Here is a 12485-nt window from a genome sequence, read left to right as displayed (position 1 = left end):
CGATTGACACCGGGAGTCATATCAGCTTCGCCCCTGTGCGGGGCGGCACCTACTTTCTTTGCCGCCGCAAAGAAAGTAGGCAAAGAAAGCGGGCTCACACCGCCAGCTCGTAGGTGTCCGCCTCTGTTCACAATCCTTAGTGGTCCGAAGACAAGATCGGCTCTCGCACAATACACGCCTGTGACACAGCGCTCATTCATCCCGCCCCCGCGCTGCGTGCGCGGCGGTTCGGTTCATCGTGTGGGTACCTGTGTGTCGTTCGCGTGGACGTATGGGCCCACGTCCTCACGGCAATGATGTGGTTGCCAACGCCCGATAACGCGCACCGTGTCGTGCCAGCGTACTCGAATACAGGATCAGCGACTCGAAACGCGCCAGTAGATTCGCGGGCGTCTGCGTTGCGTGATTGACAGCCGCAGCATCCCGGCCGAATCGCGCCAGCGTAATGTGCGGCCGAAACGCACGTGCATCAACCGGCAGGCCGAGCTTGATCATCAGAGAACGCACACGCCAATCGAGTTTGACGAGTTCATCGCTCATCGCCAGTGTCGCCACCATCAGGCGTGGATGCGCGGCACTCGGCCAATGTTCGATGTGCGTCACCGGCGCAGGTGGGAGCGGCGGGTTGGGCTCAGCCAATCCCGCGGCCAAAGCGCCGCCCAGTTCGACGCTCAGCGAACCGATGAAAGTCACCGTCAGATGCAACTGCTCGTAGAGCACCCGGCGCGCGCTGGCTGGAACCGGGACAGCGGCGAGCGCATCGCGCGTCGCGGCATCCGGCGCGAGCGCGATAAAGCAGCGCTGCCATGCGTCGAGCTCCGGCGAATCCGTTGCTTGCATCGTTGGTCACCGTCCCTGGTTGAAACAGCCCGCTCCCGCGACAGTATCTCGGGCGTCGATCTCGTACACCCGACCCTAGGTTGGACGCAGGTTCACGCGCCCGGTTGGCGAAATGGCAATGGCATGTAGACGCACAATCCACACGCTGAAACATTATCCCCGCCCGGGTTGACGCGTATCGGCCAACTAAAAAGCCGGGTCGCCCTCTCGGGCGCCCGGCTTCGTTTACCGCCTTGTCGTCTCCACCTCGTCCTGCAAACGGTTGCCGTCCCTCGCCACCCGCCGCGGGACCGGCCGAAGACTTAGCGCGGCAGTTCCGACTGCCCCATCAGGAACGCGTCGACCGAGCGTGCGCACTGGCGTCCTTCGCGGATCGCCCACACCACCAGCGACTGGCCGCGGCGCATGTCGCCCGCGGTGAACACCTTGTCCACCGACGTGTAGTACGCCTTGTCGCCTTCGGTCGAGGCCCGCACGTTGCCGCGCGCGTCCTTGTCGACGCCGAACGCTTCGAGCACCGGCGAGACCGGCTGCGTGAAGCCCATCGCCAGCAGCACCAGATCGGCCTTCATTTCGAATTCGGAACCCGGCACTTCCTGCATCTTGCCGTCCTTCCATTCGACACGCACGGCAATCAGCTTCTCAACCTTGCCGTTCTTGCCTTCGAGACGCTTGGTTGCCACCGCCCAATCGCGCTCGCAGCCTTCCTCATGCGAGGACGACGTGCGCAGCTTGATCGGCCAGTAAGGCCACACGAGCGGTTTGTTCTCTTCTTCCGGCGGCTGCGGCAGCAATTCGAACTGCGTCACGCTCTTTGCACCGTGACGGTTCGACGTGCCCACGCAATCCGAACCCGTGTCGCCACCGCCAATGACGATCACATGCTTGCCCTTGGCCAGCAGTTGAGCGGTGAGCTTGTCGCCCGCATTGACCTTGTTCTGCTGCGGCAGGAATTCCATCGCGTAGTGGATGCCTTCCAGTTCGCGGCCCGGCACCGGCAAATCGCGCGGCGTTTCCGAGCCACCCGAAAGCACCACTGCGTCAAACTGCTCTTTCAGCTCGGCCGGCGTGATGGTTTCTTTCGCCGTGTTGCCGATGTGCCCAGGCAGCGGATCCTTGCCGATGAACACGTTGGCGCGGAACGTCACGCCTTCGGCTTCCATCTGACGCATGCGGCGGTCGATCAGCCACTTTTCCAGCTTGAAATCGGGAATGCCATAACGCAGCAGGCCCCCAATGCGATCGTTCTTTTCGAACACAGTCACATCGTGCCCCGCGCGCGCGAGTTGCTGCGCGACCGCGAGACCAGCGGGGCCCGATCCGACCACGGCGACCTTCTTGCCCGTCTTGTGCTTCGCCGGCAACGGCGCGACCCAGCCTTCGGCCCACGCCTTGTCGATAATCGCGTGCTCGATCGACTTGATGCCGACCGGGTCGTCGTTAATGCCAAGCGTACACGCCGCTTCGCACGGCGCCGGGCAGATGCGGCCCGTGAACTCCGGGAAGTTGTTGGTCGAATGCAGCACTTCGATCGCGGTCTTCCAGTCCTGATGGAACACCAGGTCGTTAAAGTCCGGGATGATGTTGTTCACCGGGCAGCCGCTGTTGCAGAACGGAATGCCGCAGTCCATGCAACGTGCGCCTTGAATCTTCGCTTCGTCGTCGGCCAGTGCCGCAACGAACTCTTTGTAGTGCTTCACACGCGTGAGCGGAGCTTCGTACGTCTCATGGCGACGTTCGAACTCGAGAAAACCGGTTGCCTTGCCCATGTGGTTCTCTTATCTATCTGTACAGGTGGGGAATCGACACCCGCCGCACACGAGGGCGGCGGGTACAACTAATGGGTATCTAACGACTTGAGCTGATTTAAGCGGCAATTAGGCGGCGAGGACTTCCTTGTTCGCCTTCTTCGCAGCCATTTCGCCCAGCGCGCGCTTGTATTCCGTCGGGAACACCTTCACGAACTGACGGCGCGACGCATCCCAGTTTTCGAGCAGCGCCTTCGCACGCGGCGAGCCAGTGAACTGGAAGTGACGTTCAATCAGCCCCTTCAGCAGCACTTCGTCGGTTTCGTTCGCGTGCCACAAGCCCTTGTCGACCGTGCGTTCCTGCTCGGCCTGTTGCAGCACCGGATCGAGCGCGACCATCGACTTGTTGCACTTGCCGGCGAACGTGCTGTCCGGGTCATACACATAAGCGATACCGCCCGACATGCCGGCCGCAAAGTTACGGCCCGTTTCGCCGAGCACGACCACCGTGCCGCCCGTCATGTATTCGCAACCGTGATCGCCCGTGCCTTCCACCACTGCCGTCGCGCCCGAGTTACGCACGCAGAAACGCTCGCCTGCCACGCCGCGGAAGAACGATTCGCCTTCGATCGCGCCATACATCACCGTGTTGCCGCAGATGATGTTCTCTTCTGACTTGCCGCGGAAATCGTTCGTCGGACGAATGATGATGCGCCCGCCCGACAGGCCCTTGCCGACGTAGTCGTTACCGTCGCCGACCAGATCCAGCGTCACGCCTCTCGCGAGGAACGCGCCGAAGCTCTGGCCCGCAGTGCCCTTCAACTGGATGTGAACCGTGTCGTCAGGCAGGCCATCGTGGCCGTACTTCTTCGCGATCGTGCCGGACAGCATGGCGCCGACCGTACGGTTCACGTTGCGTACCGGCTGGATGAACGAGACGTGCTCGCCCTTCTCGATCGCGGCCTTCGCCTTCTCGATCAGCACGTGATCGAGCGCGCGGTCGAGACCATGGTCCTGCACGTCGACGTGCTTGCGCGCCACTTCCGCCGGGACTGACGGCAGGTGGAACACGCGCGAGAAGTCGAGACCTTTCGCCTTCCAGTGCTCGATGCCCTTCTTCGTATCGAGCAGCTCGGCATGGCCGATCAGGTCGTCGAACTTGCGGATGCCCAGTTGCGCCATGATTTCGCGCGCTTCTTCCGCAACGAAGAAGAAGAAGTTGACGACATGCTCCGGCTGGCCCTTGAACTTCGCACGCAGCACCGGATCTTGCGTCGCGACGCCGACCGGGCAGGTGTTCAGGTGACACTTGCGCATCATGATGCAGCCTTCGACGACGAGCGGCGCCGTCGCGAAGCCGAACTCGTCCGCGCCGAGCAAAGCACCGATCACGACGTCGCGGCCGGTTTTCATCTGACCGTCGGCCTGCACGCGGATACGGCCGCGCAACTGGTTCAGCACGAGCGTTTGCTGCGTTTCCGCGAGACCCAGTTCCCACGGCGTGCCAGCGTGCTTGAGCGACGACAGGGGCGAAGCACCCGTACCGCCATCATGACCCGCGATCACGACGTGATCGGCCTTCGCCTTCGCCACACCGGCTGCGACTGTGCCAACGCCCGATTCGGACACGAGCTTCACCGAAATGCTGGCAGCCGAGTTCGCGTTCTTTAGATCGTGGATGAGCTGTGCCAGATCTTCGATCGAGTAGATGTCATGGTGCGGCGGCGGCGAGATCAGGCCGACGCCTGGCACCGAGTAACGCAGTTTGCCGATGTAATCGGACACCTTGTGACCCGGCAACTGGCCGCCTTCGCCCGGCTTCGCGCCTTGCGCCATCTTGATCTGGATCTGATCAGCAGACGACAGATACTCCGCCGTCACACCGAAGCGGCCCGATGCCACCTGCTTGATCTTCGAGCGCAGCGAATCGCCATCCTTCAGCGGAATGTCGACGATGACTTCCTCGCCGATCACCGACTTCATCGTGTCGCCGTTCTTGATCGGAATGCCGCGCAGTTCATTGCGATAGCGGTTCGCGTCCTCACCACCTTCACCGGTGTTCGACTTGCCGCCGATGCGGTTCATCGCCACAGCCAGCGTGGCGTGCGCTTCGGTCGAGATCGAACCCAACGACATCGCGCCGGTTGCAAAGCGCTTGACGATGTCCTTCGCCGGTTCCACTTCGTCGAGCGGAATCGCTTTCGTCGGATCGAACTTGAACTCGAACAGGCCGCGGAACGTCATGTGACGCTTCGTCTGATCGTTGATCAGGTGTGCGTATTCCTTGTACGTCTGATACGAGTTGCTGCGCGCCGAGTGTTGCAGCTTGGCGATCGCATCCGGCGTCCACATGTGTTCTTCGCCGCGCACACGGTAGGCGTACTCGCCGCCCGCGTCGAGCATCGTGGCCAGTACCGGGTTGTCGCCGAACGCTTCGCGATGCAGACGAATCGCTTCCTCGGCCACGTCGAACAGGCCAATGCCGCCCACCTTCGACGAGGTGCCCTTGAAGTACTTCGTCACCAGGTCTTCAGCGAGACCGACCGCTTCGAAAATCTGCGCGCCGGTGTACGACATGTAAGTCGAAATGCCCATCTTCGACATGACCTTCTGCAGGCCCTTGCCGACTGCCTTGGTGAAGTTGTAGACCGCCTTCTCCGCCGACAGGTCGCCCTTCAGGCCGGCGGCCATCTGCGCGAGCGTTTCCATCGCGAGGTACGGGTGCACGGCTTCCGCGCCGTAGCCCGCGAGCAACGCGAAGTGATGCGTCTCGCGCGCCGAGCCGGTTTCGACCACCAGACCCGCGCTCGTGCGCAGGCCGTGCTGCACGAGATGCGTGTGGATCGCGGCCGTAGCGAGCAGCGCCGGGATCGCGACGTTATCGCGGTCGGTGCGGCGGTCCGAGACGATCAGCATGTTGTAGCCGGACTTCACCGCATCGACGGCTTCTGCGCACAGCGACGCCAGACGCGCTTCGATGCCTTCCTTGCCCCACGCCACCGGATAGCAGATGTTCAGTTCATATGAACTGAACTTGCCGCCCGTGTACTGATCGATCGCGCGGATCTTGGCGATGTCCTTGAAGTCGAGCACCGGCTGCGACACTTCGAGACGCATCGGCGGGTTGATGTTGTTCGTGTCGAGCAGGTTCGGCTTCGGACCGACGAACGACACCAGCGACATCACCATGTTTTCACGGATCGGGTCGATCGGCGGGTTCGTCACCTGGGCGAACAGCTGCTTGAAGTAGTGATAGAGCGTCTTGTTCTTGTTGGACATGACCGCCAGCGGCGAGTCGTTGCCCATCGAACCGACCGCCTCTTCCCCGGCTTGCGCCATCGGCGCCATCAGGAACTTGAGGTCTTCCTGCGTGTAGCCGAACGCCTGCTGACGATCCAGCAAGGCAGCGGCTTCGCGGCGCTCCGTCACGACGTCTTCGGCCTTCGGCTCGATTTCGTCGAGCTTGATCCGGACCGCGTCGATCCAGCTCTTGTACGGCTTGGCGTTGGCGAGGTTGTCCTTCAGCTCCTTGTCGTCGATGATGCGGCCGTGCTCCATATCGATCAGGAACATCTTGCCCGGCTGCAGACGCCACTTCTTGACGATCTTCGATTCAGGAATCGGCAACGTGCCCGCTTCCGACGCCATGATGACGAGGTCGTCGTCCGTGACGATGTAGCGCGCCGGACGCAGGCCATTACGGTCGAGCGTGGCGCCGATCTGACGGCCATCGGTGAAGGCGATCGCGGCGGGGCCGTCCCACGGCTCCATCATCGCGGCATGATATTCGTAGAACGCGCGGCGGTTGTCGTCCATCAGCGTGTGCTGTTCCCAGGCTTCCGGGATCATCATCATCATTGCGTGGACGAGCGGATAGCCGGCCATCACCAGCAGTTCGAGACAGTTGTCGAACGAGGCGGTGTCCGATTGGCCCGGGTAGATCAGCGGCCACAGCTTCGGCAGGTCGTCGCCGAGCACGTGCGAAGCAATCGCGCCGGTACGGGCGTTCAGCCAGTTGACATTGCCCTTCACCGTGTTGATTTCGCCGTTGTGGGCGATCATGCGGTACGGGTGAGCCAGCTCCCACGCCGGGAACGTGTTGGTCGAGAAACGTTGGTGCACGAGCGCCAGTGCCGACACGGTGCGGTCGTCCTGCAGGTCGCGGTAGTACACGCCGACCTGGCCCGCCAACAGCAGGCCCTTGTAGACCACCGTGCGCGCCGACATGGACGGCACGAAGTATTCCTTGCCGTGCTTGAGCTTGAGCGCCTGGATGCGGTGGCTGGCGGTCTTGCGGATCACGTACAGCTTCCGTTCGAGCGCGTCGGTCACCATGATGTCCTTGCCGCGGCCGATGAAGATCTGGCGGATCAGCGGCTCGCTCGCCTTGACGGTGGGCGAAATCGGCATGGAGTGGTCGACCGGCACGTCGCGCCAGCCCAGCACCACTTGACCCTCGGCCTTCACCGTACGCTCGAGTTCCTGTTCGCAGGCGAGACGCGACGCGTGCTCCTTCGGCAGGAAGATCATGCCGACGCCGTATTCGCCGTTCGGCGGCAGCGTTACGCCCTGCTTGGCCATTTCCTCACGATAGAAACCGTCCGGGACCTGAATCAGGATGCCCGCGCCATCGCCCATCAGCGGATCGGCGCCGACGGCGCCCCGGTGATCGAGGTTCTCGAGGATCTTCAGGCCCTGTTGGATGATCTCGTGACTTTTCTTGCCCTTGATGTGGGCAACGAAGCCGACGCCGCAGGCGTCGTGTTCGTTTTGCGGGTCATAGAGACCTTGCGCGGCGGGAACCGAGGAGACCGGTTGCTCGTGATCGTTCATGGGGACACCGTCTGTAAGGGGGCCGGGGAAGGCCGTTGAACCGTTTTTATTGCCTGCAGTCGTGCTGCAACCGCGCAGGCAGCTTCGTAGCAATCCGCATCGAAACCGCCGGAATTCGGAATATACGCGACGAATCAAAGGAATAGCAAATAAAATGTGATGGTATGACCCCGATTATTAGATTGGTGCATCGCACCTTGTTTTTATTGGTGCCATATCAAAATCGGTGCAAAAGAAAGCGGCATATGAAGATGCCGCTTCCCTGCAGCCCCTTGAAGCGAAACGCTTTATTGGGTCTGCGGCGTTTCCCGGACCTTGCGTGGCCGCCCGCGCGGCAACGGCGACACCCGCCGGTTCGCCGCCCGCGCCGCCCACTCGCGGTACGAATCGCTGCCGAGCACCCAGCCTTTTAACGTGGCCTGCTGCAGCTGACTGGCTTCGCGTTCGTCCAGCGGCTGCTCGCAGAGCTCGCGATAGGCGCGTTGCCGCTCGAACGGCGTATTGCCTAGCGACCAGTACAACGGATGGTCGGTGATCAGGCTGTCGAGCGTCAGTCCAATATGGTGCCGGTAGCTCGACCAGCGGTAGTCTTCAGGCGCGCTCACCAGTTGCCCGCGCACCGGGCACATCTCTACTACCCGGCTTGCCAGCAGGAAATAGCGCTCGCCCTCGATCACCGTCGCCCGGTAGCGCCCCTCCCATAAAGTGCCGCGCCGCGAGTAGCGCCGGTTGAAGTGGGCGACGTAGCGGCGACCGACCGCCTGCATCGCCTTCGGCAAGCTCGACTCCTCGGTCGGCGTGACAAGTAGTTGCACCGCGCCTGGCATCAACGCGTACGCGTGAATCGACAGGTGATGGTCGCGGGAAGCCGCCTTCAGACAATCGATGAAGAGCTCGTAATCCTGATCGTCGACAAATGCGGGCTGCTGATCGAGTCCGCGCAGGATGACGTGCTGCGGCTGGTCGGGGACATAAAGACGTGCGAGCCGTGCCATGCTGGAGTATCCAATAGTCGCGTTGGTATATACCCGAAGGTCCAAAAAAGCCGAACGCCCGTACGATTCGGTGCGAAGCGGCTAAGCCGAAAACCATACGGAGCTTAGGGAGAAAGCTCTAACCGCCGCGTATGGTTTGTTTCAAACGTTGTGGTCATAATGAGCGGGCCTTTTCTGGAGGAGCACAAATATGAAGTTAAAACAGGCCATGACGGGGATCGCGGCGCTTGCCTGCATGACGGCAGCCCACGCTCAATCGGCCGGAACCTTTTACGTCACAACAGGGTGGTTGCATTTTGCGCCTCAGTCCAATAGTGATCCGTTGAAGGAGACAAGCGTTGGCGGCTCACCTGTCAATGTCACCGTACCCAATTCAGGTGCCAGCCTCGATAGCGGCGACACACTTGGCTTCACCGGCGGGTACTTCGTTACCGACCACATCGCAACCGAATTCGTGATTGGCATCCCGCCGAAGTTCAATCTGGAGGGCTCGGGCGCCTTCACCTCATACGGCAAGCTCGGCGACGCCAAACAGTGGAGCCCCACCCTGCTGTTCAAGTACTACTTCAGGGACGCGCAAGCGCGATTCCGTCCATACCTGGGCGTGGGTGTCACCCATGTCTCGTTCACCGATGCAGAGATCACGAACAGCGTGTTCGAACAGCAGGTACTGCATGGTCCGACCTCCGTATCCACGGATAGTTCGTGGGCGCCGGTGTTTAATGGGGGCTTCACCTTCGCAATCGACCAGCACTGGTTCGCCGGTTTATCGCTCTCGTATATACCGCTCAGCACTACCGCAAAGCTGAACACCGCCGCCGCCACACCGGTCGGCACGCTCAACGTCCAGTCGCAGACAAAGATCCGGCTCAATCCGATCGTCAGCTATATCAGCATCGGCTATCGCTTCTGACACTAAGACTAAGGGTAGACGGTTTTTGGGGGCTTGAACAATGCCGTCATGCATTCATGGCGGCATTTTCATTTCTTTGGCGTCGGAAGGGCCGTCGGGCATCGCACTCCTACCTGTCGCTTTGTAAATCTGACTAGCGCGGACAGGCTTGAAGTGCAAATTGTGCCACCGCAAAGGTGTGCTGATTGGCCCTGAACGCGGTCTGGCGCGTGGCACCGAAGTTGCGTGACATGGGGTTTCCCGCCCGATTCAAGCGGGAGCCCTTTGACTCTTCAACGACGGAGCGACCATGACTGCACTACCGAACACGCGAGACGCCCTCGGCGAATCCTGGACGACGACTAGCCGCCGTGCGCGCCGTATCGCGCGCCACAGCCGCCATGCTGCCGAAGACATTGCCACAGAACTGCGCTCACTGATGTCGGAACTCGAAGACACGCTGTCCGACGGCACGCAAGCCGACGCTGCAGCGTTGCGCGCCCAGTTGAGCAAACGCCTGGAAGTAGCACGTTCGCGCCTGAACGACACCCGTGATGCGGTGCGTCAACGCGCCGAAGTCGCGCTCGCGGATGCCGACGACTACGTGCATGAAAACCCGTGGCAGACCGTTGCGATCGTGGGCGGTATTGCCCTGATTGCCGGTGCACTGTTCGCACGGGCTCGCTGAGCTTGATTTGAGGGCCTCTCGACTGAGCGGCCTCCTTTAGCGGCGCCGAAGTCGGAACGGATTCTGGGTCGGCGCATGCTAGCCGCGCGGCTATGCTCGAGCGTGCTTTGCGTGCGCCGTGCGTAGACCCAACTCGCGGATGCTAGTTGTCCGAAATCACGAAGAGGCGCTGGTATTCCTTGAGCGCGTAGCGATCGGTCATGCCCGCGATGTAATGGGCGATCAGGCGGGGCTGCGCCGCGGCATCCGACGACTGGTACGCGGGCGGCAGCAGCTGTGGATCATCGCTGAACGCATCGAACAAGCCGATCACTACCCGACGCGCCTTGTTGGCCATACGCATCACGCGATAGTGGCGATACAGGTTCTTAAACAGGAAGCGCTTGAGGGCTGCCGCCTGCGTGGCGACGGCCTCACTATGCGCGACCAGGGGCGGCGCAGCGCGTACAGCGTCAAGCGAAGCCGGCGCGTGCTGCATTAAGTTGCGGGTCGTCGTGTCGATCAGATCGACGATCAGCGTGTTGATGATTCGGCGCACCGTCTCGTGAATCAGTCTACGCCCCTCGATGTGCGGATAATCGCGGCGCGCCGCCTCGTAGTGCGCCTGCCACAACTCGACCTCGGCCAACTGCTCGACCGTGAGCAGCCCTGAACGCAGTCCGTCGTCGACGTCGTGATTGTTGTACGCGATCTCATCCGCGACATTCGCGATCTGCGCCTCGATGGACGGCTGCCGCCCTTCGAGGAAGCGCTCGCCGAGCGCACCGAGCCGCCGCGCATTTTCCCGCGAACAATGCTTGAGAATGCCTTCGCGCGTCTCGAAACAGAGGTTGAGACCGTTGAACGCTCCGTAGTGCTCTTCGAGATCGTCGACCACGGCGAGGCTCTGCAGGTTGTGCTCGAAGCCGCCATGTTCGCGCATGCATTCGTTGAGCGCGTCCTGACCGGCATGGCCGAACGGCGTATGGCCCAGATCATGGGCGAGTGAAATAGCTTCGACCAGATCCTCGTTGACCCGCAGGTTGCGCGCTACCGAACGCGCGATCTGCGCTACTTCCAGGCTGTGTGTGAGGCGGGTGCGAAACAGATCGCCCTCGTGGTTTACGAACACCTGGGTCTTGTATTCGAGCCGCCGGAACGCCGTCGAGTGGACAATGCGGTCGCGATCACGCTGGAACTCGGTGCGCGCGCTGGGCGGCGCTTCGGCATGGCGGCGGCCGCGTGATTGCGACGCATGCGCCGCATAAGGCGCGAGATGGGCTTCGAGCGCAGCGAGGTTGGGTGCCGCAGGAAGCGCCGGGGTCGCGCTCGCAGGCGCGGCACCGGGGGAGGGACTCAGGGTTTCGCTACGCGTTTCACTCACCGGCTTCTCCGAATCAAGGACCACACCCGGTTCGCATAGCAGCGGCAGTCAGACGGCGGCCGCTAGCGTGGCATGCACGGCGGCGTCGGGTGCCGGGCCAATCAGCGTCTCACCAAAACGCTTCAGCAAGATGAATTTGATCTCTCCCGCTTCGGCTTTCTTATCGACCCGCATCAGGTCGACATAGCGGGACTCGCCAAGCGCAGGAGCGCGGGTAGGCAAATGCGCGGCCTTGATCACGTCGACGAGACGCTGGCGCGCCGCTTCATCGAGATGGCCGAGGCGCACGGACAGATCGGCCGCCATCACCATCCCGCAACCGACCGCCTCGCCATGCAGCCACTCGCCGTAGCCGAGCCCGGCTTCGATCGCATGACCGAACGTGTGGCCAAAATTGAGAATCGCACGCAGACCACCCTCGCGTTCGTCTGCCGCCACCACCGAAGCCTTGATCTCACATGAGCGTTTGACCGCTTCTGCGAGCGCCTGTGGCTCGCAGCGGTTCAACGCGCCGACATTCGCCTCGATCCAGTCGAAGAATGCGGCGTCCGCAATGGCGCCGGTCTTGATGACTTCAGCGACGCCGGCAGCCAGTTCACGCGCCGGCAGCGTACGCAACGCGCCGATGTCCGCAATGACGGCTTGCGGCTGGTAGAACGCACCGATCATGTTCTTGCCGAGCGGATGGTTGATACCGGTCTTGCCGCCCACCGACGAATCAACCTGCGACAGCAGCGTAGTCGGCACCTGGATGAACGGCACGCCGCGCATATAGCAGGCGGCGGCAAACCCGGTCATGTCGCCGATCACCCCGCCGCCCAGCGCGATCAACGTGGTCTTGCGGTCGGCCCGCGCGCCCAGCAGCGCGTCGAAGATCAGATTGAGCGTTTCCAGGTTCTTGTAGGCCTCGCCATCGGGCAGCACGACCGTGGACACCTGCTTGCCGAGCGGCGCGAGCGCCGCACGCAGCGTGTCGCCGTAGAGCGGGTCGACAGTGGTGTTCGTGACGATGGTGACGGCCGAACCGGCGATATGCGGCGTAAACAGCGCAGTCTGACCGATCAGCTCGGCGCCGATATGGATGGGATAGGCGCGGTCGCCCAGTTCGACTTTGACGGTAATCATG

At 62.1% G+C, this 12485-nt stretch carries 8 protein-coding genes; 2 read left to right on the top strand and 6 right to left on the bottom strand.

The genetic code is table 11. The annotated features are described in order from the left end of the window. Positions 1–285: 285 nt before the first annotated feature. From thpR to P3T40_RS41220, 4 genes are all read right to left on the bottom strand, one after another. A complete protein-coding gene (gene thpR, locus P3T40_RS41235; RefSeq protein ID WP_429273418.1) occupies positions 286–840 on the bottom strand; it encodes an RNA 2',3'-cyclic phosphodiesterase in 555 nt (184 codons plus the stop codon). 302 nt (positions 841–1142) lie between these two features. Beyond that, positions 1143–2609 carry a glutamate synthase subunit beta gene (locus P3T40_RS41230; RefSeq protein ID WP_429273417.1) on the bottom strand — a complete coding sequence of 489 codons (1467 nt, stop codon included), beginning with the start codon at positions 2607–2609 and terminating at the stop codon, positions 1143–1145. Between the two features lie 108 nt (positions 2610–2717). Next, positions 2718–7421, bottom strand: coding sequence for a glutamate synthase-related protein (locus P3T40_RS41225; RefSeq protein WP_429273416.1), 4704 nt, complete (start codon positions 7419–7421; stop codon positions 2718–2720). A 287-nt stretch (positions 7422–7708) separates the two neighbouring features. Then, positions 7709–8416, bottom strand: a complete 708-nt coding sequence (locus tag P3T40_RS41220; RefSeq protein WP_144151166.1) for a transposase — start codon at positions 8414–8416, stop codon at positions 7709–7711. A gap of 190 nt (positions 8417–8606) precedes the next feature. Here P3T40_RS41220 and P3T40_RS41215 point away from each other — a divergent pair, with 190 nt between their 5' ends. Together P3T40_RS41215 and P3T40_RS41210 are read left to right on the top strand one after the other, a co-directional pair. Beyond that, on the top strand, positions 8607–9329 hold the full coding sequence (locus P3T40_RS41215) for an OmpW/AlkL family protein (protein ID WP_429273415.1): 723 nt from the start codon (positions 8607–8609) through the stop codon (positions 9327–9329). A gap of 289 nt (positions 9330–9618) precedes the next feature. After that, entirely contained in the window at positions 9619–9996 is a 378-nt protein-coding gene (locus tag P3T40_RS41210; protein WP_429273414.1) for a DUF883 family protein, read from the top strand. Between the two features lie 142 nt (positions 9997–10138). Here the strand turns inward: P3T40_RS41210 and P3T40_RS41205 are convergent, their stop codons facing one another. Beyond that, entirely contained in the window at positions 10139–11335 is a 1197-nt protein-coding gene (locus P3T40_RS41205) for a deoxyguanosinetriphosphate triphosphohydrolase (protein ID WP_429273420.1), read from the bottom strand. Positions 11336–11407: 72 nt separating this feature from the next. Next, entirely contained in the window at positions 11408–12484 is a 1077-nt protein-coding gene (gene aroB, locus P3T40_RS41200; RefSeq protein WP_429273413.1) for a 3-dehydroquinate synthase, read from the bottom strand. Between the last annotated feature and the right edge of the window lies 1 nt (position 12485).

Origin of the sequence: Paraburkholderia sp. EB58 (assembly GCF_050436665.1) — a bacterium.
In the GTDB taxonomy this organism is placed as follows: domain Bacteria; phylum Pseudomonadota; class Gammaproteobacteria; order Burkholderiales; family Burkholderiaceae; genus Paraburkholderia.
This window is presented reverse-complemented; position numbering and strand designations above follow the sequence as displayed.

Bases quoted from the DNA above. Each gene is read 5' to 3' on its own strand.
- thpR (WP_429273418.1), bottom strand. From the start codon at position 840: ATGCAAGCAACGGATTCGCCGGAGCTCGACGCATGGCAGCGCTGCTTT.
- P3T40_RS41230 (WP_429273417.1), bottom strand. From the start codon at position 2,609: ATGGGCAAGGCAACCGGTTTTCTCGAGTTCGAACGTCGCCATGAGACG.
- P3T40_RS41225 (WP_429273416.1), bottom strand. From the start codon at position 7,421: ATGAACGATCACGAGCAACCGGTCTCCTCGGTTCCCGCCGCGCAAGGT.
- P3T40_RS41220 (WP_144151166.1), bottom strand. From the start codon at position 8,416: ATGGCACGGCTCGCACGTCTTTATGTCCCCGACCAGCCGCAGCACGTC.
- P3T40_RS41215 (WP_429273415.1), top strand. From the start codon at position 8,607: ATGAAGTTAAAACAGGCCATGACGGGGATCGCGGCGCTTGCCTGCATG.
- P3T40_RS41210 (WP_429273414.1), top strand. From the start codon at position 9,619: ATGACTGCACTACCGAACACGCGAGACGCCCTCGGCGAATCCTGGACG.
- aroB (WP_429273413.1), bottom strand. From the start codon at position 12,484: ATGATTACCGTCAAAGTCGAACTGGGCGACCGCGCCTATCCCATCCAT.